General features: G+C 71.5%; 16 protein-coding genes and 1 pseudogene. 8 read left to right on the forward strand and 9 right to left on the reverse strand.

The window, feature by feature from the left end; translation table 11 throughout:
• Positions 1-85: 85 nt before the first annotated feature.
• Positions 86-2,137: a phosphocholine-specific phospholipase C gene (locus ACZ49J_RS29045; RefSeq protein ID WP_467452932.1), complete on the reverse strand. Its 2,052-nt coding sequence runs from the start codon at positions 2,135-2,137 to the stop codon at positions 86-88.
• 608 nt (positions 2,138-2,745) lie between these two features.
• Between ACZ49J_RS29045 and ACZ49J_RS29050 the strand changes: the two genes are divergently transcribed.
• Together ACZ49J_RS29050 and ACZ49J_RS29055 are read left to right on the forward strand one after the other, a co-directional pair.
• Positions 2,746-5,193 (forward strand): SpoIIE family protein phosphatase, encoded by a 2,448-nt coding sequence (locus ACZ49J_RS29050; RefSeq protein ID WP_467452933.1) that lies wholly within the window; start codon positions 2,746-2,748, stop codon positions 5,191-5,193.
• 624 nt (positions 5,194-5,817) lie between these two features.
• Positions 5,818-8,244 (forward strand): SpoIIE family protein phosphatase, encoded by a 2,427-nt coding sequence (locus tag ACZ49J_RS29055; RefSeq protein ID WP_467452934.1) that lies wholly within the window; start codon positions 5,818-5,820, stop codon positions 8,242-8,244.
• Between the two features lie 21 nt (positions 8,245-8,265).
• Here the strand turns inward: ACZ49J_RS29055 and larE are convergent, their stop codons facing one another.
• The 7 genes from larE to ACZ49J_RS29090 all read right to left on the reverse strand — a co-directional run bounded on the left by larE (position 8,266) and on the right by ACZ49J_RS29090 (position 14,572).
• Positions 8,266-9,126, reverse strand: coding sequence for an ATP-dependent sacrificial sulfur transferase LarE (gene larE / locus ACZ49J_RS29060; RefSeq protein WP_467452936.1), 861 nt, complete (start codon positions 9,124-9,126; stop codon positions 8,266-8,268).
• Complete coding sequence (larC, locus tag ACZ49J_RS29065; protein ID WP_467452937.1) at positions 9,123-10,304, reverse strand: nickel pincer cofactor biosynthesis protein LarC; 1,182 nt, start codon at positions 10,302-10,304, stop codon at positions 9,123-9,125. The genes larE and larC overlap by 4 nt, the downstream gene beginning before the upstream one ends.
• Positions 10,301-10,975, reverse strand: coding sequence for a nickel pincer cofactor biosynthesis protein LarB (larB, locus tag ACZ49J_RS29070; protein ID WP_467452938.1), 675 nt, complete (start codon positions 10,973-10,975; stop codon positions 10,301-10,303). The genes larC and larB overlap by 4 nt, the downstream gene beginning before the upstream one ends.
• A complete protein-coding gene (larA, locus tag ACZ49J_RS29075; RefSeq protein ID WP_467452939.1) occupies positions 10,972-12,261 on the reverse strand; it encodes a nickel-dependent lactate racemase in 1,290 nt (429 codons plus the stop codon). Before larA ends, larB begins: the two co-directional genes overlap by 4 nt.
• A complete protein-coding gene (locus tag ACZ49J_RS29080; RefSeq protein ID WP_467452940.1) occupies positions 12,258-12,911 on the reverse strand; it encodes an amidohydrolase family protein in 654 nt (217 codons plus the stop codon). Before ACZ49J_RS29080 ends, larA begins: the two co-directional genes overlap by 4 nt.
• Positions 12,911-13,762 (reverse strand): fumarylacetoacetate hydrolase family protein, encoded by an 852-nt coding sequence (locus ACZ49J_RS29085; protein WP_467452941.1) that lies wholly within the window; start codon positions 13,760-13,762, stop codon positions 12,911-12,913. Before ACZ49J_RS29085 ends, ACZ49J_RS29080 begins: the two co-directional genes overlap by 1 nt.
• An 87-nt stretch (positions 13,763-13,849) precedes the next feature.
• Positions 13,850-14,572, reverse strand: a complete 723-nt coding sequence (locus tag ACZ49J_RS29090) for a FadR/GntR family transcriptional regulator (protein ID WP_467452942.1) — start codon at positions 14,570-14,572, stop codon at positions 13,850-13,852.
• A gap of 308 nt (positions 14,573-14,880) precedes the next feature.
• Here ACZ49J_RS29090 and ACZ49J_RS29095 point away from each other — a divergent pair, with 308 nt between their 5' ends.
• From ACZ49J_RS29095 to ACZ49J_RS29120, 6 genes are all read left to right on the forward strand, one after another.
• Entirely contained in the window at positions 14,881-16,188 is a 1,308-nt protein-coding gene (locus ACZ49J_RS29095; protein WP_467452943.1) for an enolase C-terminal domain-like protein, read from the forward strand.
• Positions 16,185-16,949 carry an SDR family NAD(P)-dependent oxidoreductase gene (locus tag ACZ49J_RS29100; protein WP_467452944.1) on the forward strand — a complete coding sequence of 255 codons (765 nt, stop codon included), beginning with the start codon at positions 16,185-16,187 and terminating at the stop codon, positions 16,947-16,949. The genes ACZ49J_RS29095 and ACZ49J_RS29100 overlap by 4 nt, the downstream gene beginning before the upstream one ends.
• Before the next feature lie 44 nt (positions 16,950-16,993).
• Positions 16,994-18,079, forward strand: coding sequence for a sugar ABC transporter substrate-binding protein (locus ACZ49J_RS29105; RefSeq protein ID WP_467452945.1), 1,086 nt, complete (start codon positions 16,994-16,996; stop codon positions 18,077-18,079).
• A gap of 47 nt (positions 18,080-18,126) precedes the next feature.
• Positions 18,127-19,689: a sugar ABC transporter ATP-binding protein gene (locus ACZ49J_RS29110; protein WP_467452946.1), complete on the forward strand. Its 1,563-nt coding sequence runs from the start codon at positions 18,127-18,129 to the stop codon at positions 19,687-19,689.
• On the forward strand, positions 19,682-20,749 hold the full coding sequence (locus ACZ49J_RS29115; RefSeq protein ID WP_467452947.1) for an ABC transporter permease: 1,068 nt from the start codon (positions 19,682-19,684) through the stop codon (positions 20,747-20,749). The genes ACZ49J_RS29110 and ACZ49J_RS29115 overlap by 8 nt, the downstream gene beginning before the upstream one ends.
• Before the next feature lie 192 nt (positions 20,750-20,941).
• The gene (locus ACZ49J_RS29120; RefSeq protein WP_467452948.1) at positions 20,942-23,818 is read left to right on the forward strand and encodes a glycosyl hydrolase family 95 catalytic domain-containing protein; all 2,877 of its coding nucleotides are present in this window, start codon (positions 20,942-20,944) and stop codon (positions 23,816-23,818) included.
• A gap of 92 nt (positions 23,819-23,910) precedes the next feature.
• On the opposite strand, the pseudogene ACZ49J_RS29125 reads toward ACZ49J_RS29120, so the two are convergent.
• A pseudogene (locus tag ACZ49J_RS29125) lies at positions 23,911-24,579 on the reverse strand (RICIN domain-containing protein); the annotation flags it as partial.
• Between the last annotated feature and the right edge of the window lie 63 nt (positions 24,580-24,642).

The following is a 24,642-nucleotide window of genomic DNA, read 5'->3' on the forward strand; positions in this document are numbered from 1 at the left end:
GTTCGATTCTGTGGTCACCGCGGCACCCTACCGCGAGGTGGCCGAGAATCGACCCCGCTTTTCTCCGCGGGTTTGCCTGCTTCTCCTAAGACGTGGCCATCGCCGGATCGCTCACGCCCGCCCGCCCGTTCTCGACGTGGCCCGCGAACCGGCGCAGGAAGCCGGGCTCGGTACCGGAGACGACGGTCAGGTCGTACCAGCGCCTGCTGCGGCTCAGGTCCACCCTGTGCTTCACAGTGGCCCCCGCCCGCACCCGGAACGTGCGGGGCCGGCCGCCGTAGCCGTCCGTGAGCGTCAGGTCGGCCGTGCGGGAGCCCTTGTTGGTGAGGGTCAGCTCCACGTCGTCGCCGACGTGCCGGACGGTCACCTCGGGGCCCGCCGCCTTGCCCGGGCCCTTGAAGACGCGCAGGAAGCCGTTCGGGCCGTGCACGGTCAGGTCGTACGAGCCGTTGGACGCGGAGGTGTTCCAGGTGTCCGAGATCTTCTTGCCCGCCTCGGTGGTGTACGTCCACGGGCCGTCGGCGCGGTTGCCGGAGGTGACGAGGAAGGCGGCGCCCGCCCTGGGGCCGGAGGCGAAGGTCAGCGTGAGCTTCCCGGCCGCCGCGTCCACCGAACCGTCCGCGTACGGCGTGTACTTGAGGGCGCGGGCGGGGCGCAGGCCGCGCTCCTGCTTCGGCATGCTGGGATCGGCGGGAACCGTCGGCTTGTAGTCGGGGTGGCGTTCGCGGTCCGCCGGCTCGTAGTCGTCGGTGTCCGGCAGTTCGGCCGGCCGGCTGTCCTTGCGGGAGAAGTCGAAGGCGGAGGTGAGGTCACCGCAGATGGCCCGCCGCCACGGCGAGATGTTGGGCTCGTGCACCCCGAACCGGCGTTCCATGAACCGGAGGATCGAGGTGTGGTCGAAGGTCTCGGAGCAGACGAAACCGCCCTTGCTCCAGGGCGAGACGACCAGCATGGGCACGCGCGGGCCGAGTCCGTACGGGCCGGCGACATGGGTGGAGCTGCCCGCGAAGAGGTCGGGCCCGACGTCGACGGTGGACTTGCCCTGCGCGGCGGACCGCGGCGGCAGCGGCGGCACGAGGTGGTCGAAGAAGCCGTCGTTCTCGTCGTACGTGATGAACAGCGCGGTCTTCGACCAGACCCCGGGATTGGCGGTGAGGGCGTCGAGGACCTGGGCGATGTACCAGGCGCCGTAGTTCGAGGGCCAGTTGGAGTGTTCGGAGAAGGCCTCGGGGGCCGCGATCCAGGAGATCTGCGGCAGCCTGCCCGCCTTGACGTCGGCCTTCAGCGCGTCGAAGTAGCCGTCGCCGTGTCTGACGTCGGTGCCGGTGCGGGCCTTGTCGTACCACGGGTCGCCGGGCTTGGCGTTGCGGTACTTGTTGAAGTACAGCAGCGAGTTGTCGCCGTAGTTGCCGCGGTAGGCGTCCTGGATCCAGCCCCAGGAGCCGGCCGCGTCCAGGCCGTCGCCGATGTCCTGGTAGATCTTCCAGGAGATGCCGGCCGCTTCGAGCCGCTCGGGGTACGTCGTCCAGCCGTACCCGAGCTCGTCGTTGCCGAGGACCGGGCCGCCGCCGGTGCCGTCGTTGCCCGTGTAACCCGTCCACATGTAGTAGCGGTTCGGGTCGGTCGAGCCGATGAACGAGCAGTGGTAGGCGTCGCAGACGGTGAACGTGTCTGCGAGCGCGTAGTGGAACGGGATGTCCTCGCGCGTCAGGTACGCCATGGTCGTTGTGCCCTTGGCGGGGACCCACTTGTCGTACTTGCCCCCGTTGTAGGCGGCGTGCCCGTCGGGCCAGCCGTGGGGCAGGCCCTCCAGGAACTGCATGCCGAGGTCGTCGGCGTCCGGGTGGAAGGGCAGCACGTCCTTCGTGCCGTCCGACTGGTGCCACACCGGCTTGCCGTTGTCGAGCGTCACCGGATGCGGATCGCCGAACCCGCGGACACCTCTGAGCGAGCCGAAGTAGTGGTCGAAGGAACGGTTCTCCTGCATCAGGACGACGATGTGCTCGACGTCCTCGATGGTGCCGGACCGGTGGTGCGCGGGCAGTGCCGCGGCCCGCTCGATACTGCTGGACAGCGCGGTGAACGCCGTGGTGGCGCCCGCGAGTTGGAGGAATCGGCGCCGGTTGACCTCAGGCATGGGTGGGTGACCTCTTGTCCTGACGTGATGCGATGGATGTGACCTGCGCGCAGGGAGTGTGCCAAGCGCAGCGAACGCCGGGGAAGTGCGCGTGGCGCACATGTGACGGCTGGTCGTCCGCGACGCGAACAGCGCGACTCGGGCGGCTTACTGGACGCGGAAGCCGCGGGCCGCGTCCCCGTTCCCGGCGCGCGGCGGGGGCGCCCGTCCACGCGCGTGCGCGCACCGGCGGCACTGGACCCCGAGCAGGCGCACGCCCGGGTTTGCAGGGGCGCGGGGACTGCGCGACCAGCCACGACGGACCCGCGGCCGCCCCGACCGCCCACCTCCCGCGGCGGGGCACGGCGCGGGCGCCGGACTCGCCGGTGCCGGACTCGCGGGCGCCGGACTCGCGGGCAGCGAGCCGGCGGCGTCGCGGCCTCGCGGCAGGGGCACCACCGGGCAGGCACCGCGGGCGCTTCGTGGCGCACCCTCGCGCACCCTCGCGCACCTTCGGTTGAAGGGGAAACGGCGCGGCGGGACGCTGGAGGTGGGTACCCGGACCTCCACCGGGCCCGGGCTGCTCCGGCCTGGCTCCGGCCGGAGCGGCACCGTGGAAGCGAGAGCCCATGAACAGCAAGGACGTCACATCCGGAGGCACCGTGGAGGGACGCGTACCGGAGGACTTCGCGGTCGTCGTCGACGCCGGTGGGGCGATCAGGATGTGGAGCGCCGGGGCTCGGCAGCTGCTCGGATACGAGGCCGCCGACGTCGCGGGCCGGACCGCCTCCGAACTGCTCACGGCCCAGCTGCCCAGCTCGGTCCGGCGCCGCCTGGCCGACGGCCGGCGGTGGGCCGGCGAGATGGCGCTGCGGCACCGGGACGGTGGCCGTGTCGTGGTGCACCTGCAGGGGACACCGCTGCTGGACGCGGGCAGCGACAGGTTCTGGCTCGTCACCCGTGCCGTACCGGCGAGCACGGCCGGTCCACGAACGGACGCGGGCGCGGCGGCCCTGTGGGACCTCACACTGGCGCAGCTGCCCGTACCGGTGGCGGTCTACGACCGCGAGAACCGGTTCGTGGCCGCCAACGACAGCATGACCCGGATCATGGGCAGGCCCGAGGAGGAGATGCGTGGCCTGACCCTGTGGGAGATCGAGCCCCGTCGGCCCGTCGACGAGTTCGACCGCCTCCAGCGCCAGGTCCTGCGCACCGGCGAGATGGTCTTCCACGAGGAGCACGGCCAGGCCCCGGGTGAGACCCGGGCGCACGCCTGGTCGATGTTCTTCTCGCCGTTGAAGGACGAGGCCGGTACCGTCCACGGTCTGTCGGCGGCCGTGTTCGACACCACGGAGCAGTACTGGGCCCGCCGCCGGCTCGCGGTGCTCAACGACGCCGGGCTCCGTATCGGCAGCACCCTGGACGTGACCCGGACGGCGGAGGAACTGGCCGAGGTGGCCGTGACCGGATTCGCCGACTTCGTCGCCGTGGACCTGCTGGAGTCCGTCGTCCTGGGTGACGAGCCGGAACCGGTACGGCCGGGTGAGCCGGTCACCGCACGCCGCACGGCGCAGCGGTCGGTGCTGGAGGGCTGCCCGGAGTCGGTGGTCGCCTCCGGCGCCCCGACGGTCTACCCCGTGGGCACGCTGCCGGTGCGGACGCTGCTCACCGGCCGGGGCGCACGGCACAGGCCGGGGGATCCGGAGCTGCGGGAGTGGGTCAGCGCGTCACCGGCCCGTGCCGAGTCCGTGGCCACGCACATGATCCATTCGGTGATGATGGTGCCGCTGCGGGCCCGTGGGGTGACCCTGGGGCTGGTGCACTTCCTGCGGCACCGGACGCAGGATTCCTTCGACGAGGACGATCTGCTGCTGGCGGAGGAGATCGTCGCCAGGGCGGCGGTCAGTGTGGACAACGCCCGCCGCTACACCCGTGAGCGGCGCACGGCGCTGGCGCTCCAGCGCAGCCTGCTTCCCGAGCGACCGCCGGCCCTGGCGGCGCTGGAGGTCGCCTACCGCTACCTGCCGGCCGGCTCCGGTGCGGACGTCGGCGGGGACTGGTTCGACGCGATCCCCCTGTCCAGCGCCCGGGTCGCCCTGGTCGTGGGCGACGTGGTCGGCCACGGCATCCACGCGTCGGCCACCATGGGCCGCCTGCGGACCGCCGTACGGACCCTCGCCGACGTCGACCTCGCCCCCGACGAGCTGCTGACCCAGCTGGACGACCTCGTCATCAGGCTCGACCGTGAGGAGGGCCCGGAGGTGCGCGGGCGGGAGGAGGCGTCCGGGCAGGTCGGGGCCACCTGTTTGTACGCCGTGTACGACCCGGTGTCCCGCCGCTGCGTCATCGCCCGCGCCGGACATCCGCCGCCCGCCCTGGTCACCCCCGACGGCAGGGTGCGGTTCCTGGACCTGCCGGCCGGGCCGCCGCTCGGTCTCGGGGGCCTGCCGTTCGAGGCCGCCGAGGTCGAGCTGGAGGAGGGCAGCCTGCTCGCGCTCTACACCGACGGTCTGATCGGAACCGCCGGCCGAGACGTCGAGGCCGGGCTCACTCTGCTGGGCCAGGCGCTGAGCGACCCGGCCGAGCCGCTGGAGGACACCTGCGACCGGGTACTGCGCACCGTGCTGGCCGGCCGTCCCGCCGACGACATCGTCCTGATGCTCGCCCGCACCTTCGTGCTCGACGCCGCGAGGGTACGGACCTGGCGGCTGCCGAGGGATCCGGCGGCCGTGGCCGGGGCCCGCAGGGCGGCGGGCGAACAGCTGGCCGCCTGGGGGCTGCCGGAGGCGGTGTTCACCACCGAGCTGATCGTCAGCGAACTGGTCACCAACGCCGTCCGGTACGGTGACGCCCCCATCGAGCTGCGGCTGATCCGCGACTCCGCGCTCATCTGCGAGGTGTCCGACGGCAGCGGTACCGCCCCGCATCTGCGCCGGGCCCGCGTCTTCGACGAGGGCGGGCGAGGGCTCCTGCTCGTCGCCCAGGTCTCCGAGCGCTGGGGAAGCCGCCAGACCCCCACCGGAAAGACCATCTGGGCCGAACAGCCCCTGCCCGACGAGGCCTCCGCACACCCCTGACGCGGCGCGACACGGCCGGAGGCGATGATCCGGCGCGGCCCCGGCCACGCTTGGTCCACCCGCCCTCTCCCAGGGCGAGGTGCCGGGCGCCGCCGGCCGCGGTGCCCGAAATTCCCCGCACAAGGAGCGGAGAATCGCCCATGCGGGACGATCTTGGTTGATATACGCCGCGCCTGATGCGCTCGAACACGGCGGCGAATCCATGACCAGCGGATGTCCGCCTCCTGTGATCACGACGCCGGCCATGAGGGCGGCCGATTCCACAAGCGCCCGCAGCGCGAGGAGTACGAGCGCCTGCTCGGGCTGGACCGGCAGGGCCTGTCCGCCTGACCCCGGACACCGATCGAGGAGGCGGCGGAGTGGGGCGTGCGCCGCCGCCTCCGTGGTGCGGACGACCGCTGGGTACCACCCCGTGCGGGGCGGCGCCCCTGCGACGCCGCCGACGCGGGCACGGGGTGTCGGCGGTCACGGCGGCCTCGCGGAGGTGGAGCCCGCGGTGAGCCCCGCGCCACGGGGATTCCTGATCGGTTGAGCCGGGTGCACTGGGGCGGGATGCTGGAGGCAGTGCCCGTGATGTGTGCCGAAGCGCGTGCGGGATCACAGCAGGGACTGGGATGGGACCCCATGAACAACGAGTCCGTCATCACCGGAGCAGCACAGGACGCCAGAGTGCCCGAGGGCTTCGCGGTCGTCATCGACGCCCGGGCGAGGATCATGGTGTGGAGCGCCGGGGCCCGGGACCTGCTGGGATACGAGGCCAAGGAGGTCGTGGGCCGGCCCGCGGCCGACCTGCTCGCCGCGGACCTGCCCTTCTCCGCCCGGAGTCACCTGTCCGCCGGTGAACCGTGGACGAGCGATGTCGCGCTGTGGCACCGGCACGGGGACCGTGTCATCGCGCTGCTTCGGGGTACGCCGCTGGCGGACGCGGACGTCGGGCCCCTCTGGCTCGTCACCAGCGCGGCGGTGGCGTACCCCTCCGGGCCGACCGCTGCCGAAGAGGTGGAGCTGTGGAACCGGACGCTCGCGCAGCTCCCGCTGCCTGTCGCCGTCTACGACCGCGAGGCGCGGTTCGTGACCTGCAACCAGACGATGAGCCGGGCCATGGGCCTGACGCAGGAGGAGATGAGAGGCCTGACACTGCGGGAGATCCAGCCGGCGCATGAGGAGATCGATCGCCTCCAGCGGCAGGTTCTGCACACCGGTGAGATGATCCACCGCGAGGAGCGACCTGGCCGGGCACTCGGTGAGATCCACGACCATGCCTGGTCGCTCTTTCTCACCCCGTTGAAGGACCGCGCCGGCACGGTGCAGGGGCTCTCGGCGCTGGTGATCGACACGACCGAGCAGTACTGGGCCCGGCGCCGCCTGGAGGTGCTCAACGACGCCAGCCTGCGCATCGGCAGCACCCTCGACGTGACCCGCACCACGGAGGAACTGGCCGAGGTGGCGGTGGCGGGCTTCGCCGACTTCGTCACCGTCGACCTGCTGGAATCCGTCGTGCGAGGGGACGAGCCGGAGCCGATATCGCCCACCAGGCCGGTCGTCTTCCGCCGCTCCGCCCAGGACTCGGTGCTCCCTGGCTGCCCGGAGGCGGTGATCTCTGTGGGCGAAACGGACATCTATCCGTCGAACTCACCGCCGGCTCGGGCGCTGCTCACCGGGCGGGGCACCCGGCACCGTATGGGCGACCCGCTGCTGCGGCAGTGGCTGACGGCTTCCCCGGCCCGCGCCGAGAGCACGCGGCGCCACGGAATGCATTCGATGCTGCTGGTGCCGCTGCGCGCTCGGGGGGTCACCCTGGGACTGGTGCACCTGGTGCGGCATCGAACGCCGGAGGCCTTCGGCGACGACGATCTGCTGCTCGCCGAGGAGATCGTCGCCAGGGCGGCCGTGAGCGTCGACAACGCCCGCCGCTACACCCACGAGCGCCGGACCGCGCTCGCCCTCCAGCGCAGCCTGCTGCCCGGGCGACTGCCGGTCCTGGCCGCAGCGGACCTCGCACACCGGTATCTGCCGGCCGGATCGGCGACCGGCGTCGGCGGGGACTGGTTCGACGCCATCCCGCTGTCCGGTGGGCGGGTCGCCCTGGTGGTGGGTGACGTGGTGGGCCATGGCATCCACGCGTCGGCCACCATGGGCCGCCTGCGCGCGGCCGTCCACACCCTCGCCGACGTCGATCTCGCCCCCGACGAGCTCCTCACCCAGTTGGACGACCTCGTCATCCGCCTGGACCGCGAGGAGGGCCCGGAGGCACGGAGCCAGGCTGACGAGGCGTCGGGGGAGGTCGGCGCCACGTGCCTGTACGCCGTCTACGACCCGGTTTCCCGCGTGTGTCACCTGGCCCGGGCCGGGCATCCGCCGCCGGCCCTGGTGTCCCCGGACGGCACCGTGCGGTTCCTTGAGCTGCCCGCCGGGCCACCGCTCGGTCTGGGCGGCCTGCCGTTCGAGTCCGTCGGGGTGGACGTCGCCGAGGGCAGCGTGCTCGCCCTCTACACCGACGGCCTGATCGAGGGCGCCGACCGGGACATCGACGTCGGGCTCGGACTGCTGCGTGACGCGCTGAGCAGCCCGGCCGCCGGCCTGGAGGAGACCTGCGACCGGGTGGTGCGCAAGGTGGTGCCAGGCGCCCCCGCCGACGACATCGTCCTCGTCCTGGCCCGCACCCGCGTGCTCGGCCCCGACCAGGTACGTACGTGGCAGCTGCCCTCGGATCCCGTGGCCGTCGCCGGGGCCCGCCGGATGGCGGACGACCAGTTGGCGGCCTGGGGGCTGGCCGACATGGCCTTCTCCACCGAGCTGATCGTCAGCGAACTGGTCACCAACGCCATCCGTTACGGCAACGCGCCCATCCAGCTGCGCCTCGTCCGCGGCGACGCGCTCATCTGCGAGGTTTCCGACGGCAGCAGTACCGCCCCGCACCTGCGGCGGGCCCGCACCTTCGACGAGGGCGGGCGCGGGCTGCTGCTCGTCGCCCAGGTGGCGGAGCGTTGGGGCAGCCGCCAGAACCCCGTGGGCAAGACGATCTGGGCGGAACAGTCCCTGCCGGGCTGAGCGTCTCAGCGGGTGCGCCGGTCAACGCGTGTCGGACTTGCTTGCACTGGAATTCGCGGACGCTGTCTCGGAGTTGAGCCGTCCCGAGCGGAACGGCTCGACGCTGTGGGGCAGTTCGGCGAAACCCGCGTCCGCCAGTGCCCGGGCGATCTCCGGCAGTGCCGCGATCCGGCCGACGAGCGGAGGGTCCACTTCGAGCCGGGCGGCGTCTCCGAGGTCGCGGACCCGGAGGTCGGTCACGTGCACCCCGGCGTCGGCCAGGAGTGCGCGTACGGCGGTCTCCGCGCGGTCGACGCGGGCCAGGCGGCGCGGGGTGACCTCGATGCCGTAGCGGATCCGGCTGGCCAGGCAGGGAGTCGCCGGCTTGTCCCACGTCGGCAGTGACCAGGTCCTGCTGAGGTGGCGTACGTCGGCCTTGTCGAGGCCGGTGTCGAGGAGCGGGGTGTGGATGCCGCGTTCCCGGCCCGCCCGGATGCCCGGGCGATGGGGGTCCCGCGCGTCGTCCGCGTTGGTTCCGGTGGCCACGTGGTCGAAGCCGTTGTCCCGGGCGAGCGCCGCGATGGTGTCCAGGACGTCGGACTTGCAGAAGTAGCAGCGGTCGGGGCCGTTGGCCCGGTAGCCGGGGCGGGTCAGCTCGCTGGTGCGGGGGGTCAGATGCGTGACCCGGAGGTCGTGGGCGAGCCGGCGGGCGCGCGGGAGTTCGCCTGTGGCCAGGCTCTCCGACACGGCGGTGACGGCGAGGACCCGGTCCGGGCCGAGGGCGCGTACGGCGGCGGCGAGGACGAGGGCGGAGTCCACGCCGCCCGAATAGGCCACGGCGACCGGGCCGATGGCGCGCACCCGGTCCAGGAGACGCTGCTCCGCGGTTTCCTCAGGTTTCACCCTGTCTCCTCCTCCTGCCGGTGGGGGCGGTGGTCTCCGCTCAGGCGCTCACGCAGGGCGCGGGCGGCGACGGCCCGCAGGGGCAGGCCGAGGCTCGCGGCGGCGGATGCCACGTCGTCGTGCTCGGGCTTGGCGCCGTGGGGGCCGTGTTTGACGCGTACGGGGTGTCCGTCGACGTCGACGGTGACGAAGGTGCGCGGCAGCGTGGTGCGGGTGGCGGCGACACGGCGGACGCCGAGGCTGCCGGTCTCGGCCAGGACGAGGTCCCGCAGCCGCTGTTCGTGGTGGGGGGTGGTGAGCACATGCAGGACATGCGCGGGCCGGCCCTTCTTCATCACCGCGGGGGTGGTCCAGGCGTCGAGCGCTCCGGACTCCATCGCCCGGGCGATGGTGTGTCCGAGGGTTTCCCCGGTGACGTCGTCGAGGTTGGTCTCCAGGACGACGACCTCCTCCTCCGTGTCGGCCTTCAGGGTGTGCCCGAGAGTGACGGCGGTGACGTTGGGCCGGTCGGGCAGTCGGCGGGTGCCCGCGCCGTAACCGGTGGGCCCCAGGGTCATCGGGGGCGGCGGACCGTACCGGGCCCCGCAGGCTCGCAGCAGCGCGGCGCCCGTCGGTGTCACCGTCTCCCCCGGCAGATCGCTGCCGGTGACCGCCGCTCCGGCCAGCAGGGCGAGGGTGGCCGGTGCCGGACAGGGCAGTACGCCGTGCGCCGAGTCCACCCGGCCGCGGCCGAGGGGCAGGGGGGAGCTGACGACCTCGGTGACGCCGAGGGCGTGCAAGGCGGCCGCGGTGCCGACGATGTCGACGAGGGTGTCGTGGCCGCCCAGTTCGTGCAGGTGGACGGTGGCGGCGTCGGCGTCGTGCAGCCGGCCCTCCGCCTCGGCCACCGCGGTCACGGCCGCCACCGCGAGGGCCGCGACGGGTTCGGGAGTGGCCCGGGAGGCCAGGTCGGTCACTTCGGCGGCCGACCGCTCCGTGCAGGGGTCGGTGACGTGCACAAGGACCCGGGTGGCGGCCAGTCCGTGGTCGGTGACGCGCTCGGCGGTCAGCTCCCAGCCGGTCAGGCCGGTGGCGGCGATCGCGCTGCGGATCTCGTCGAGGGGTGCTCCGGCGTCGATGAGCGCGGCCAGCAGCATGTCTCCGGCCAGCCCGGTGAAGGGGTTGATCCAGCAGATCACCGGGCATCTCCCCGGATCTGGGCGATCCGGTGGACCGCCATGGCGGCGGAGAACCCGGAGTCGATGTTGACCACGGTGATCCCGGCGGCACAGGAGGCGTGCATGGCGAGCAGCGCGGTGACGCCCTCCAGTGAGGCGCCGTAGCCCGTGGAGACGGGTACGGCGACGACCGGTGCGCGGACGAGTCCGCCGACGACACTCGCGAGGGCGCCTTCCATGCCGGCCACGACGACGACTGCGTCGGCGGACTGGAGTCGGTCACGTACCTGGAGGATGCGGTCGAGGCCGGCCACGCCGACGTCGTGGACGGCCGTGGTGTGCAGTCCAGCCGCCGAAGCCACGGCGACGGCCTCGGCGGCGACCGGGCGGTCCGACGTACCGGCGGCCACGACCGTGACGGCGAAGTCCCCCGTGGCAGCGGGCCGCCACAGCAGCAACCGTGCCTCGGCGTCGTACGTCCCGGCGTCCACCTGCGCGAGGACGGCCTCGGCGGCTTCCGGCCCGATGCGCGTGACCAGGACCGGCCCGGTGTTGTGCTCGAGCAGCCCGGTGACGATGCCGCAGACCTGCTCGACCGTCTTGCCTGGCCCGTAGACGACCTCGGGCAGTCCCTGCCGTGCCTCGCGGGCCAGGTCCAGCCGGGCGAAGCCCAGGTTGAGCACCCCGCTCATGACCGGCCCCCGTCCTTGGAGTCGATGTAGGGGATGGTCTGGGGCCCTTCGGGCAGGACGCAGACCCGGGCGCCGGGTCCCGCGGCGGCCAGTGCCTCGGCGACGGTGGCCGAGATGTCCCGCGTCTGTTCCAGGTGGGCGGTGGCCAGGTCGGCGTCGCTCAGGAAGCCGGTGTGCATGACGACCCGGCTGCCGGACTGGATCCGCGCCTGGATCTGCACCTGCCACTGGTCCGGCACGGTCTCGGTACGGGCGCTGATGTCGTCGAACAGTGCCCGTGGCGAGGGGGCGGAGGCCAGGACCTCCCGGTAGGAACCGTGATCGGGGAAGCCGTCGCGGCACTCGGCCGCGCACACGATGGTCCCGCCGGGGCGTACCACCTGGTAGGCGGCGGACATGCCCTTGACGGCCTGGTAGAGGTTCTGGTCCAGGGGGAAGCCGGAGTTGGTGGTGACGACGACGTCGAACGGCGCCTCGACCGGTCGCATCGCCATGCGCTTGGCCGCCGCGGTGGCGGCGGCGTGCATGGGCAGCAGATCACCGCCGAAGGCGGCCACGATGTCCTTGTCCCGGTTGAGCACCACGTCCAGCGCGAAGGTCACGCCGGTGGCTTCGGCGATGGCGCGTACGTCGTCGTGGACGGGGTTGCCGTGGGTGACGCCCCAGGTGGCGCGCGGGTCGCCGATGCGGGCCGCGTCGTGCAGGACGAGCACCGTCTCCAGGGCGGCGAGGCCGGGGGCGACGAGTTTGGGGCCGCCGGAGAAGCCGGCGAAGAAATGCGGCTCCACGAAGCCGGTCGTGATCCGGACGTCCGCCTCCGCCCACTCGTGGTTCAGCCACACCGGTACGCCGTTGCCGTAGGTCCCCATCCAGGTCAGTTGCCCGGGGTCGCGGGCGTCGTGGTTGACGATCCGCACACGGTCCACGACCTCGTCGCCGAACATCTGCCGCAGTTCGGCCTCGCTGTTGCCGCGGTGCGTGCCGGTGGCGACGAGGATGACGACGTCCTCCGGGCGGACGATCCCGTCCAGCTCGTCGAGAACGGCCGGGATCATCAGATGGCGCGGCTGGGGGCGCGTGCCGTCGCAGGCCGAGATCGCGACCGTCTGCCCCGGGCGCACCCGCTCGCGCAGGGGCGGCCCGGCGACCGGGGTACGCAGGGCCGCGCGCAGGACGGCCGACTGGTCCGCGGCGGCCTCGTGGTGGACGGGCTCGACGACGGTCGCCGCACGCGGGTCCACATCGATGTCGAGGCCGGACTGCCCGTAGGCCAGACGTACTTTCACAGGGTTTCCTTCAGCAGTCGGTGGGCGGGCAGTCGGTAGGCGCGGGCCGCCGTACCGCCGAACGCCTCGGCACGCTCGTCGGCACTCAGCGCGGCAGTCAGTTCCTCGGCGGTGCGGACGACGTCCTGGTAGGAGGAGGCCAGCAGGCACACCGGCCAGTCGGAGCCGAACGTCACCCGGGACGGGCCGAAGGCGTCCAGCACGGTGTCGGCGTACGGACGCGGGCCGGCCACGGTCCAGTCGCCCCGGCGGGCCTCGGTGACCATGCCGGACAGCTTGCAGAACACGTTGGGTTCGGCGGCCAGTTCACGGATCAGCGTGGCCCACGGCTCCCGCTCGCCCCTGGCGATGGGCGGTTTGGACAGGCGGTCGAGCACGAAGGTCAGCTCGGGCAGTGCCCGTACGGTGGCGATGGCGGCGGGCAGCTGGTGGGGGAGGGTGAGCAGGTCGTAGGCCAGACCCGCCCGCGCGACGGTTCCCAGTCCCCGCCTGACGTCCGGCCGGTCCAGCGTGGCGGCGGCCTGCCCGGCGCCGACCGCCGAGAACAGACCGGCCAGCGGGGCGGTGCCCAGGCCGAGGCGGCTCACGGTGACGCCGGAGCGGCCGAGCGGGACGCGCTCGGTGAACCCGGGCATGCCCGCGGTGGTCATCAGGCCTGTCCGAGGACGTGCCGCTGGCGGCCGAGCCGGTCGATCTCCACCTCGACCACGTCACCGGCGCGCAGATACGGGAAGTCGTTGGCGCCGAAGGCGACCCCGGCCGGGGTGCCGGTGTTGATGACGTCACCGGGGTCCAGCACCATGAACTGGCTCAGGTACCAGACGATGTGGTGCACCCCGAAGATCATGTTCTTGGTGTGGCCGTTCTGACGCGGCTCCCCGTTGACCCACAGCCGCATCGCCAGTCCCTGCGGGTCCCCGACCTCGTCCGGGGTCACCAGCCAGGGGCCCAGCGGGTTGAACGTCTCACAGGACTTGCCCTTGTCCCACTGACCGCCCCGCTCGTGCTGGAAGGCCCGCTCACTGATGTCGTCGGCGATGGCATAGCCCGCGATGACCTGGTCGGCGTCGTCCGGCGAGTCCAGATAGCGGGCGGTGCGGCCGATGACCACCGCCAGTTCGATCTCGTAGTCCGTCTTGACGCTGGTGCGCGGTATGAGCACGGTGTCGTCGGGGCCGACCACCGTGTTGGCGGCCTTCATGAAGACCACCGGTTCGGACGGGGGCGGTGTGGCGGTCTCGGCGGCGTGGTCGACGTAGTTGAGGCCGACGCAGACGACCTTGCCGGGGCGCGCGACGGGTGCGCCGATCCTCTGTCCGGACGTCTCGGTGCGCGGCAGATCGCCCTGTGCCAGGGCGTTCCGGACGTGGTCGAGGCCACCGGTCGCGAGGAAGTCGCCGTCGATGTCGCCGGTGAGGGGCGTCAGGTCGTAGGCGGCGCCGTCGGCGTCCAGGACGGCGGGGCGTTCGTGGCCCGGCGGGCCCACGCGCAGAAATCTCATCGGGTACTCCTGAACGGCTTGCACGCGGAGAAAAGGGGATCGATCAAGCAAGAGGGGAGGCCCAAGACGTAGGGGGGCGCCGCGCGGTCAGACGTCGCTCTCGGCGAGGCCGTGCGGGGCGCCGTCGCCCTCACGGTCCCAGTGCTCGCGCAGCCACCGCTCCGTGGTCGTGACGTGCATGAGTGCGGTGGCCTGCGCCAGTACGGCGTCCCCGTCGACCAGCGCCTGGTAGATGGCCTCGTGTTCGGCGACGGTGCCGGCTGCCGCGTTGTCGTCGACCAGCCCGCGCCAGATGCGGGCACGCACGGTGCGGCTGGAGATGCCCTCCAGCAGGGTGGCGAGGGTGGCGTTGCCGGTGGCCGCGACGACCGCCCGGTGGAAGGCGGCGTCGTGCTCGTTGAGCCGTTCCACGTCGTCACGGGCCGCCCGCATCGCGTCCAGGTGCCGCTCCACCTCGGCGAGCTCGGCGGCCGAGATGCGGGTGGCGGCCAGCGCCGTGGCGACGGGCTCGAAGAGCCGGCGCACCTCGGTGAGCTCCAGCAGGGTGTCCCCGCGCAGGAGTTCCACCGCGGTTCCGACGCCGCTCAGCAGCAGCTCCGGTTCCAGACTCGTCACGTAGGTGCCGTCGCCGCGCCGGATCTCCAGCACCCGGGAGACGACCAGCGCCTTCACGGCCTCCCGAGTGAGGTTGCGGGACAGGCCCAGCTCAGCGGCGAGCTGCTGCTCGGGCGGCAGCTTGGTTCCCGGCGGGAGCTCACCGGACTGGATCAGCTCCCGGATGCGGTCGATGGCCTTGTCGGTCAGTGACATGCGTCGCCTTCCCCTCCCAGTGCGGGCGCAGCGGCACCGTAGCAATACATCCCATGCATGCGGAAGACATGGGATGGCTGGCCCCACAGTCAACATCATCAGAGATCCCCCCAGGACCAGCCCAGATACAAAGATCAAGAAGTTTGTCCGGCATCAGCTCTGGACACGGCCGCCGAGTCCGCTCTTAAATCCATCCCATGTCCGAGACCTGTTGACGTACAGGGGACATGCCATTGACACATGACGACAGGTGGTTGCCATGACCCCGAACAGACATCGCGGCCCCCGGGCCCGGTTGGCCGGGCACCATGACTGAACTGATCAGCTCACTCGAAGCGGTGGACGTACGGTTCCCGACCTCGCTCGAACTCGACGGCTCCGATGCCATGAACCCGGAACCCGACTACTCGGCCGCCTATGTGACGATCCGTACGAGCGGCGGTGGCGAGGGCCACGGGCTGGCCTTCACGGTGGGACGCGGCAACGACGTCGAGGTCGCCGCCGTGCGGGCCCTGGCTCCCCTGGTGGTCGGGCTGCCGGTGGAGGAGGTACTGGGTGATCTCGGCGGCTTCTCCCGGCGGTTGACCGGTGACAGCCAACTGCGCTGGCTGGGCCCGGAGAAGGGCGCCATCCACATGGCCGCCGCGGCGATCGTCAACGCCGTGTGGGACCTGTACGGGCGCCGCACGGGAAAGCCGGTCTGGCGCCTGCTGTCCGAGCTGTCCCCGGAACAGCTCGTCGACCTGGTCGACTTCCGCTACCTCGAGGACGCGCTGACCCGCGACGAGGCCCTGGACATCCTGCGCCGCGCCGAGCCCGGCCGCGCCGAACGCACCGCGCACCTGCTGGAGCACGGCTATCCGGCGTACACCACGACACCCGGCTGGCTCGGCTACGACGACGAGAAGCTGGTGCGGCTGTCCAAGGAGGCGGTCGCCGACGGGTTCTCACAGATCAAGCTGAAGGTGGGTGCCGACCGCGACGACGACGTCCGCCGCCTGAAGCTGGCCCGTGAGGCGGTCGGTCCGGACATCCGGATCGCCGTCGACGCCAACCAGGCGTGGGGAGTTCGGCAGGCGATCGACTGGATGCGCTCGCTGGTCCCCTACGACCCTTACTGGATCGAGGAGCCCACCTCGCCCGACGACATCCTCGGCCATGCCGCCGTCCGCGAGGCGCTGGCACCGGTCAAGGTGGCCACCGGCGAACACACCCACAACCAGGTGATGTTCAAGCAACTCCTCCAGGCCCGGGCGCTCGACGTCCTGCAGATGGACGCCAGCCGCACCGCGGGCGTCACCGAGAACGTCGCCATCCTGCTGCTGGCCGCCAGGTTCGGCGTCCCGGTCTGCCCGCACGCCGGCGGGGTCGGCCTGTGCGAGATGGTCCAGCACCTGGCGATGTTCGACTATGTCGCCGTCAGCGGCAGCACCGAGGACCGCGTCATCGAGTACGTCGACCATCTGCACGAGCACTTCGCCGATCCCGTGCGGATCCGGGACGGCCACTACCTCGCGCCGACCGCACCCGGTATCAGCGCCGAACTGCGCCCGGAGTCCATCGCCGCCCACCGCTACCCGGACGGGCCCGTGTGGCAGGGAGCGGTCACCGCATGAGCACGCACACACCCGAGATGGCCGGCCTCAGGGCGGTCGTCACCGGTGGCGCCTCCGGCATCGGCCTGGCCACGGCGCGGCTGCTCGCCGCCAGAGGAGCTCGTGTCGCCTGCCTCGACCTGAAGCCGGACGCCGTACCCGAACCGCTCGCCGGCATCCCGGCGGACGTGACCGACGACGCGAGCGTACGGTCGGCCGTCGAGGAGGCCGCGCGACGGCTCGGCGGGATCGACATCCTGGTCAACAACGCCGGGATCGGCGCCCAGGGCACCATCGAGGACAACCCCGACGACGAGTGGCGCGCCGTCTTCGACGTCAACGTCTTCGGCATCGTCCGGGTGACCCGGGCCGCGCTGCCCCATCTGCGGCGCTCGGGCAGTGCGGCCATCGTCAACACCTGTTCCATCGCCGCGACCGCCGGGCTGCCCGACCGCGCGCTGTACTCGGCGACCAAGGGCGCCGTCCTCTCCCTCACCCGGGCGACCGCCGCCGACCTCGTGCACGCGGGGATCCGCGTCAACTGCGTCAACCCGGGCACGGTGGACACCCCCTGGGTCGGGCGGCTGCTGGACCGCGCCGCCGACCCCGAGGCCGAACGCGCCGCCCTCAACGCCCGCCAGCCCATGGGACGTCTGGTCACCGCCGAGGAGGTCGCGGCGGCCATCGCCCACCTCGCGAGCCCGCTCTCCGGCTCCACCACCGGCACCGACCTCGCCGTCGACGGCGGCATGCACGGCCTGCGGATCCGCCCGCGCGGCTGAACACCCCTGTTCGTTCGACCCACCCCGACAAGGAGTAATGAGCAATGAAGCTCAGACACACCAGACACGCCTGCTTCGCTGCCCTCACCGCTCTCGCCGTCTCCGCCCTCACCGCGTGCTCAGGCTCCGGCTCGTCGAGCGGTTCTGGCGCCGTGGCCGGTGACGGCGGCACCCCGGTGGTGGGCGTCGACTACCCCCGCTCCGACACCGACTTCTGGAACTCGTACATCAAGTACACCCCCCGGTTCGCCAAGGAGCTGGGCCTCGACCTGAAGACCACCAACTCGCAGAACGACGTCGCCAAGCTCACCGCGAACGCGCAGACGTTCATCAGCCAGGGCGTCAAGGGCGTCGCGATGGCACCGCAGGACACCGCCGCCATCGCGCCCACGCTGGCGCAGATGGAGGCGAAGAAGATCCCCGTCGTGACGGTGGACACCCGCCCCGACACCGGCAAGGTCTACATGGTCGTACGGGCCGACAACCGCGCGTACGGCGAGAAGGCCTGCCAGTTCCTCGGCACCAAGCTCGGCGGCAAGGGCAAGGTCGTCATGCTCCAGGGCGACCTGGCCTCCATCAACGGCCGCGACCGCACCGAGGCGTTCAACGAGTGCATGAAGAAGAACTACCCGGGGATCAAGGTCTTCGGTGAGGCCACCAACTGGGACGGGGCCGTCGCCGCGCAGAAGCTGCAGACCGACCTGACCGCCCACCCGGACATCAAGGGCGTCTACATGCAGTCCAGCTTCGCCCTGTCCGGCACCCTCCAGGTGCTCAAGCAGAAGGGCCTGCTCGTCGGCCCCAAGGACAAGAAGCACGTGTTCATCGTCTCCAACGACGGCATCCCCGAGGAGCTCAAGGACATCGCCGCTGGCAAGATCGACGCCACCGTCTCCCAGCCGGCCGACCTCTACGCCAAGTACGCCCTCTACTACCTGAAGGCGGCGATCGAGGGCAAGACGTTCAAGCCCGGCAGGACCGACCACGACAGCACGATCATCCAGGTCCGCGACGGTCTGCTGGAGGACCAGCTCTCCGCACCGCTGGTGACCGCGGACGGCGGCACCTACGGCGGGGTTCCCAGCCTCAAGAGCGACGACACGTCCCTCTGGGGCAACAACCTCGGCTGAACGCCGCTGCCAGGAACCCAACGGCTATCGAGTACAAGGCGGTGGAGATGAGCGACGGGGAGCGAGCAGTCACCCCCGCGCCCGCCCCGGCGGACGACGGACGGGTCCCGGCGGACCCGCCCGTCGTCGAGGCGACGGGCATTGTCAAACGATTCGGTCAGACGGTCGCGCTGGACGGCGCCCGGATCACCATCAGGCCCGGGGAGACCCATGCGCTCGTCGGCCGCAACGGGGCGGGCAAGTCGACCCTGGTCTCCGTCCTCACCGGGCTGCAGGCCCCGGACGAGGGGACGGTCACCTTCGGTGGCCGTCCGGCGCCCCGGCTCGCCGACCGCGACGGCTGGCGGGAACACGTGGCCTGCGTCTACCAGAAGTCGACGATCATTCCCACGCTGACAGTCGCCGAGAACCTCTTCCTGAACCGGCTCGGTCACGGCCGCGGCCGGCTGATCAGTTGGCGGGGTGTGCGGCGCCGCGCCGGAGACCTGCTGTCCACGTGGTCGGTGGATGTCGACCCGCAGACCCTGGCCGGCGACCTCGGCGTGGAGCAGCGGCAGTTCGTGGAGATCGCCCGGGCACTGTCCTTCGGGGCGCGGTTCATCATCCTCGACGAGCCGACCGCGCAGCTCGACGCGGCGGCGATCAACCGGCTCTTCGGTCGCATCCGCGATCTGCAGCAGCAGGGCGTGACGTTCCTGTTCATCAGCCACCACCTCCAGGAGGTGTACGAGATCTGCGACATGGTGACGGTGTTCCGCGACGCCCGGCACATCATCACGGCGCCCGTCACGGAACTCCCCCGCACCGACCTTGTCGCCGCCATGACGGGCGAGGCGGCCGCCGACCGGCGCGAAGACCGCACGACCACCCTGGATTCCGGCGCCACGGCCGCACTGAGCGTCCGCGATCTGCACGGCGACGTGTACGGCGACGTCAGCTTCCAGGTCGGTGCCGGTGAGATCGTCGGCCTCGCGGGGGCCGCCGGCAGCGGGCGCACCGAGGTCGCCGAGACCGTCGTAGGGCTGCGGGCCGCCGAAGCGGGCGCGGTGGAGATCGCGGGCGCCCGGCCCCGTCCGGGCAGTGTTCCCGCGGCACTGAAGGCCGGCGCCGGGTTCGTCCCGCAGGACCGCCACCACCAGGGCTTCGTCCCGGAGATGTCGATCGCGGACAACGGAACCCTGACCATCCCGGAACGGCTCGGCCCGCCCGGGTTCATCGACGGCCGCCGCCGCGACACCTTCGCCAAGTCCATGATCGAGAACCTGGCGATCAAGACACCGGGTCCCGAACTGCCCGTCTCCGGGCTCTCCGGGGGCAACCAGCAGAAGGTCGTCATGGCCCGAGCGCTGGCCAACGACCCCAAGCTGCTGGTGCTCATCAACCCGACCGCCGGCGTCGACGTGCGGTCCAAGGAGTTCCTCCTCGGCAAGGTCGAGGAGACCGCCGAGTCCGGAACCGGCGTCCTCATCGCCTCCGACGAACTCGACGACCTGCGCAGGTGCGACCGCGTCCTGGTGATGTTCCAGGGCCGCATCGTCGCCGAGAAGCCCAGCGGCTGGCACGACCACGAACTCGTCGCCGCGATGGAAGGAGTGGACCTCGATGACTGAGACCGCGACCGCGGCCTCGGCCGCCTCGAACAACCCCACGGACGGGCAGCCGGACCCGACAGGCAAGGACGCGGCCCCAAAGGCGGCGGGCGAACGCCGTATCGCCTTCGCCCGGCTGCGCGACCTGGCCCTCATCCCGGCGATCGTGGTGATCGCCGTCGTCGGCCAGATCGTCAACCCGGTGTTCCTGCGCGCGGACAACCTCATCAACGTGCTGCAGACCATGTCCGAGATCGCGGTCCTGGTCCTTGCGCAGACCCTGGTGCTGATCGTCAAGAAGATGGACCTCTCCCTGGAGTCCACCGTCGGCCTCGCCCCCGGGGTCGCCGCCTGGCTCACGGTCCCGGCGGGCGCGGCGCACGGGCTCGGGCTGCTCCCGGGCGGCTGGTCCGTCCCCGTCACGCTGGCCGTCGGAGTGCTGATCGGCGTGGTGAACGCCCTGTTCATCATCCGGTTCGGCCTCAACGGCTTCATCGTGACGCTCGGCATGCTGATCGTGCTCCGCGGCATCCTGACCGGCATCTCCGGCGGCCAGACGTTCTTCCAGCTCCCCGAGTCGATGCTCTACCTGGGCACGGCCCAGTGGCTGGGCATGCCCGCCTCGGTGTGGATCTGCCTGCTGCTGTTCGCCGTCGGGATCGTGGTGCTCGGCTTCACCAGCTTCGGCCGTTCCCTCTACGCGATCGGCGGCAACGTCGACGCGGCGAAAGCGGCCGGCATCCGCACCGACCGGGTGCTGTGGATCGTCATCACCAGCGCGAGCCTGCTCGCGGCGCTCAGCGGCCTGCTGCTCTCCGGGCGGCTCGCCTCGGTCGCCTCCGCGCAGGGCAACGGCTACATCTTCACGGTGTTCGCCGCGGCCGTCATCGGCGGCATCAGCCTCAACGGCGGCAAGGGCACCATGTTCGGCGCCTTCACCGGCATCCTGCTGCTCTTCATGATCCAGAACGTCCTCACCCTCGGAGGCGTCCCCGCGCAGTGGATCGGCGCCCTCAACGGCGCCATCATCCTCATCGCCCTGGCGCTCTCCCGGGTCACGGGAGGCAAGGTCCAGGAATAGGCGGCGGCAGGTGCTCAGAACTCCCTGCCTCGCTGGCTCCTGGCTTCTCCCGCTCCCCCACCTCCCCCTGGATCCCGCCGCCGCCCGTCCTGGTCTCACGCCGGTCCGGCCGACGGCGGGGCCTGCTCGTCCACGCCCGCACAGCCCCGCATGGCCCAAGCAGACAAAGGAGTTTGCGTGATGGATCACTCCATGGATCGCAGACACTTGCTGACCGCCGCCGCACTGACCGCCGGGGCGGCCGCCCTCCCCGGCGGTTTCCTCTCCGGGAAGGCCGCGGCGGCCGTCCCGCCGCAGATCACCCTCCCCGACCGCGGTATCCACGACACCACCCCCGCCTCGTCCTGGACCGACGGCTTCCTCACCGGCAACGGCGAGTACGGCGCCGTCCTCCACGGGGCGGCCACGCTGGAGAAGGTGGTCTTCAACTACCACCGTCTGGTGCTGCCGAACGGCACCCGCGCCATGAAGCCGCCCGTGATCTCGGGCCGCCTGGAGGGGGCGCGTGACAAGGCCCTCGCCGGGGACTACGCGGGCGCCAACAGGGACTTCGCCGCCGGATGGTCGCTGCGCTGGACGCAGACCTACCACCCCGCGTACGAGCTGCGCATCAGCACCCCCGGCATGACCACGGTCAACGACTACGGCCGGGTCACCGACTTCCGTACCGGCGAGGTCAGCTCCAGCTGGACCGACCAGTACGGCACGTGGACGCGCCGGGCGTTCGTCTCCCGCGCCGACCACGTGATCGTCCACGAGCTGATCCCCGCCACCGGCCGCACGGTCGACACGACCCTCAGCGTCAACACCGCTCTCGAGGGACTTCCCACCGGCCTGAGCTTCACCACCCGCGCCACCACGAGCCACGGCGACGGCTACCTGAACCTGCGCGGAACCTACCCCTCCGGCCAGGGCGCCTTCGGCTACGAGGGCGTCACCCGTGTCGTCGCGACGGGAACGGGGTCCTCCGTCAGCGTCAGCGGCTCCACCGTCGTGGTGGCCAGGGCGACCAGGGTGATCCTGCTGACCAAGCTGGACCGCTACGAGTCCTCCACCGCCTGGAACTCCGAGCCGCTGCACGCCGAACTGGCCACGCTCGGGACCGACTACGCCACGCTGCGCTCGGCCCATACCGCCCTCCACACCGAGCTGTACGACCGCTCCCGCCTGGACCTGAACGTCTCCGACGCCGACCGCGGGCTCTCCGTCAGCGAGCTCATCGCCCGCCAGAACGCGAACCGCGGCGTCATCGACGTCGCCCTGCTGGAGCGCCTCTACGACTCCGGCCGCTACTTCCTCATCAGCTCCAGCGGCGTCCTGCCGCCCAGGCTCACCGGTATCTGGACGGGCTCCTGGAACGGCGCCTGGGCCGACGACTTCACCACCGACGCCAACATCAACCTCCAGGTCGCGGGCAGCAACATCCTCGACCTCACCGACGTCATGCGGGGTTACTTCGACCTGATCCTCGACCAGCTCGACGACTGGCGCACCAACGCCGCCAACCTCTACGGCGCCCGCGGCTTCCTCGCCCCGTCCCGCACCGACGGCGAGTACGGCCACATGCTCCACTTCGACAACGGCCCCTTCCCGGGCCACACCTGGACCGGCGGCGCCGACTGGCTGCTCTACCCCATGCTGGAGTACTACGAGGTCACCGGGGACAGCGACTTCTACCGCACCAAGCTGGCCCCGGCCCTGATGGAACTCGCCCTGTTCTACGAGGACTTCCTCACCCGCACCGACGCGAACGGCAAGGCCGTCTTCGTGCCGTCCTTCTCCATGGAGAACTCCCCCGGCAACACCGGCGTGTGCCTGTCGATCAACGCCACCGGCGACATCATGGCCGGCAAGCACGCCCTGCAGGCGGCCATCGACGCCGCCAACACCCTGGGCGTCGAGCAGGGCGGCGGCCAGGGCGTGGCCCGCTGGACCGCGCTGCTGCGGAAGATCCCCGACTACCGGATCAACGGCGACGGCGCGCTCGCCGAATGGTCCTGGCCCACCCTGACCGACCGCTACAACCACCGGCACATCCAGCACCTGTACGGCGCCTGGCCGCTGCACGAGATCAACCCCGAGGACGAACCGGCCCTCGTCCGCCCCGCCCTCACAGCCCTCGAGAAGCGCGGCGACCAGAACATCTCCGCCCACGGCAGCCTCCACCGCGCCCTGGCCGGTGCCCGGCTCAAGGACGGCGCCAAGGTCTACGACAACCTGAAGAAGATCATCGGCAACAACATGGTCTTCAAGTCACTGATGACCTCCCACAACCCCAACCTCGACATCTACAACGCCGACGCAGCCAACGCCCTCCCCGGCGTACTGGCCGAGGCCCTGATCTACTCCCGTCCCGGCGTCCTGGAAATCCTTCCCGCCCTGCCCGACCAGCTCGCCAAGGGCTCCATCACCGGCGTACGGGCACGCGGCCGCATCCGGATCCACACCCTCACCTGGGACCTGTCCGCCCGCACCGCCACCCTCTCCGTCACCTCCGCCGTCAACCAGACCGTCACCCTCATCAGCCGACGCGGCATGACAGCGGTGACCACGACCGCGGCCGTCGCCGTCTCACCCCTCGGCACCCACGCCCGCAGGGTGTCCCTGGCCGCCGGGCAGCGCACCGACATCACCGTCTCCCTGCTCACCGGCTGGTTCAAGCTGGTCAACCGGCTCAGCGGCAAGGCCCTCGACGTCGCCGGCGCCGACACCGCCAACGGCGCGGAGATCATCCAGTACACCTCGTCCAGCGCGATCAACCAACAGTGGCAGTTCCTGCCCAACGCCGACGGCTCCTTCCGGCTGCGGGCCCGCCACAGCGGCAGGAACCTCGGCAGCCCGGGCGGGGCCGGCCAGGGCGCCCAGCTCATCCAGTGGCAGGACACGGGTGGCGACAACCAGTGGTGGAGGCTGGTCGACGCGGGCGGCGGCTACTACCGGCTCGTCAACGTCCACAAGGCCACCTGGTGCGCCGACGTCGAGGGCGGCTCGACCGCCGACGGCGCCCACGTCATCCAGTGGCCCGTCGGCAACGGCACGAGCCAGCAGTGGCAGATCGTCGGCGTGTGACGACATGACGATCCGGAACACGCGTCAGCAGACGCGTGTTCCGGTGAGAGGTGAACCGGCGCACCGTCAGGTTCTGGAAGGCAGAGGGCCTGGCGGACGAGCTTCCACTCCTGCGAGCCGTCGTCGGCCGCGTTCTGAAGGGTCAGCGGCGCTCCCGCGGACGCCCCGGTCAGGTAGAGGCTCGTGTTCTTGACGGTCTGGAGCCTGTAGTAGCCGTCGGACGTCCTGACGAGGTTCCAGCTTCCCGTGGAACTGTTGTCGACCCACTGGCCGATGCGCCGGCCGACCGTGGCGTTGCCCGTCCAGATGGCCGCCGCACGGCCGCCCGACCTGTTCAGCAGGGTCGTGTGGCCGTTCGGCCTGGTCACCACGTGCCACTGCTGGGTGTCCGGGTCGGCCGCCGCTCCGGCGTCCTCCAGGACCACGTCCGGCGTGTCCCCGTTGCCGAGGTTCGCGTCGTCGGTCTTGTTGCCGGTGCCGATCACCTGGCCGGTCTTGCGGTTGACCAGCCGGTAGTAGGGGCCGGCCGAGTCGCCGAGGTCGACCTCGGCGTAGGCGATCGTGGACGTGCCCTGGTTGTTGAGGATCGCGATGCGGCCGCTGCCGTCGACGTACTGGAGGTTGCGGCTGTAGCCGACCGGCGAGGTCGTCTGGTACTCGGTCCACACGCCGTCGCCGCGTCCGGTCTCGTTGACCCACACGTCGCCGCTGTTCGCCGCGTTGTAGACGAGGCGCCCGTCGGGGAACCGGATGAGGACCGGGGGCTGTACGGCGAGCCGTCGGGGTATGAGTGCCGGAGCTTCTCCACGGGCGCAGGAGCACCC

Source organism: Streptomyces sp. NPDC030840 (genome assembly GCF_055572015.1).

Excerpts from the sequence above, each read along its gene's own strand:
- larB (WP_467452938.1), bottom strand. The coding sequence starts at position 10,975 with ATGAGCGGGGTGCTCAACCTGGGCTTCGCCCGGCTGGACCTGGCCCGC.
- ACZ49J_RS29050 (WP_467452933.1), top strand. The coding sequence starts at position 2,746 with ATGAACAGCAAGGACGTCACATCCGGAGGCACCGTGGAGGGACGCGTA.
- ACZ49J_RS29045 (WP_467452932.1), bottom strand. The coding sequence starts at position 2,137 with ATGCCTGAGGTCAACCGGCGCCGATTCCTCCAACTCGCGGGCGCCACC.
- ACZ49J_RS29080 (WP_467452940.1), bottom strand. The coding sequence starts at position 12,911 with ATGACCACCGCGGGCATGCCCGGGTTCACCGAGCGCGTCCCGCTCGGC.
- ACZ49J_RS29090 (WP_467452942.1), bottom strand. The coding sequence starts at position 14,572 with ATGTCACTGACCGACAAGGCCATCGACCGCATCCGGGAGCTGATCCAG.
- ACZ49J_RS29095 (WP_467452943.1), top strand. The coding sequence starts at position 14,881 with ATGACTGAACTGATCAGCTCACTCGAAGCGGTGGACGTACGGTTCCCG.
- ACZ49J_RS29105 (WP_467452945.1), top strand. The coding sequence starts at position 16,994 with ATGAAGCTCAGACACACCAGACACGCCTGCTTCGCTGCCCTCACCGCT.
- ACZ49J_RS29120 (WP_467452948.1), top strand. The coding sequence starts at position 20,942 with ATGGATCGCAGACACTTGCTGACCGCCGCCGCACTGACCGCCGGGGCG.
- ACZ49J_RS29115 (WP_467452947.1), top strand. The coding sequence starts at position 19,682 with ATGACTGAGACCGCGACCGCGGCCTCGGCCGCCTCGAACAACCCCACG.
- ACZ49J_RS29085 (WP_467452941.1), bottom strand. The coding sequence starts at position 13,762 with ATGAGATTTCTGCGCGTGGGCCCGCCGGGCCACGAACGCCCCGCCGTC.
- ACZ49J_RS29055 (WP_467452934.1), top strand. The coding sequence starts at position 5,818 with ATGAACAACGAGTCCGTCATCACCGGAGCAGCACAGGACGCCAGAGTG.
- ACZ49J_RS29100 (WP_467452944.1), top strand. The coding sequence starts at position 16,185 with ATGAGCACGCACACACCCGAGATGGCCGGCCTCAGGGCGGTCGTCACC.
- ACZ49J_RS29110 (WP_467452946.1), top strand. The coding sequence starts at position 18,127 with ATGAGCGACGGGGAGCGAGCAGTCACCCCCGCGCCCGCCCCGGCGGAC.